This window comes from Pseudomonas sp. IT-P4 (assembly GCF_949767755.1).
Taxonomy (GTDB): domain Bacteria; phylum Pseudomonadota; class Gammaproteobacteria; order Pseudomonadales; family Pseudomonadaceae; genus Aquipseudomonas; species Aquipseudomonas monachiensis.
Map to the genome: position 1 here is coordinate 1 of NZ_CATKPX010000074.1, position 1,046 is coordinate 1,046.

The following is a 1,046-nucleotide window of genomic DNA, read 5'->3' on the forward strand; positions in this document are numbered from 1 at the left end:
GCCTGGTAACGCTGACGGCGACCAAGACCGACGGGGACGGCGACAGCGCCCTGGCAACCCTGAACATCGGGCAGAACCTGGTGTTCAAGGATGACGGACCGAGCATCACCACCACCGGCGTGGAACCGACGCTGACGGTGGATGAAACGGTACTGGCGACCAACGATACCCAGAGCTTCGCCGCCAACTTCAATTCGGCGTTTGGCGCCGATGGGGCCGGCACCCTGACCTACGCGCTGGGCGTGGTGGCCGGGGCTTCCGGGCTGATCGACACGGCCTCGGGCCAAGCGGTGAACCTGTCGCTCAACGGCACCGTGGTCGAAGGCCGCACGGCCAGCGGCAACCTGCTGGTGTTCACGGTCAGCGTCGCCGCCAACGGCAGCGTCACGCTCGACCAGGCCCGCGCCGTGGTGCATGCCGACCCAAGCAATCCCGATGATTCGAGGAGTTTGACCTCGGACAACCTGGTGACGCTGACCGCGATCAAGACCGACGCAGACGGCGACAGCGCCCTGGCAACCCTGAACATCGGGCAGAACCTGGTGTTCAAGGATGACGGCCCGGCACTCAGTTTCGGCAACCTGATCGGGACCGGTAGCGTCCTGGCGCAATCCGGATTCTGGAATATGGCGACGGGAGCCGACGGGCTGGGTGCGGCCGGTCTGGACATCTCGTTGGTCAATGATCAGTTCACCCTCGTCAGGCCCGACAACACGACCACGACCGGGACCGGCACGCTCACCGAGCAGACGCCATCACCGGACGCCAATGGCGCGTACCAGTTCGCGGGAACCTTGACCGGTGATTTCGACAACAACGCTGCAACGGCGAATACCACCGTCGACTACACGCTGACTGCTTATGCCGATGGTCACTATGCACTGGATCTGGTGCAGGGCTTCAGTTCGACGATCGTGCTCAGCAGTGCCGACGGCTCGCTCGCTGCCGGCGGCCCGGATTCGGTGCGCACCTTGTTGATTCCTCAGACGAATGACCCGGCTATTCCTTCGACATCCGAGGAGATCGTGTTCTTTTCCGCGAAGGCA

At 63.8% G+C, this 1,046-nt stretch carries 1 protein-coding gene; it reads left to right on the plus strand.

Annotated features, from left to right (window positions below; translation table 11 throughout):
- Nucleotides 1-1,046 (plus strand): DUF5801 repeats-in-toxin domain-containing protein (locus ACM6IT_RS24605; RefSeq protein ID WP_414918882.1); only part of this gene is annotated, 1,046 nt, incomplete at both ends.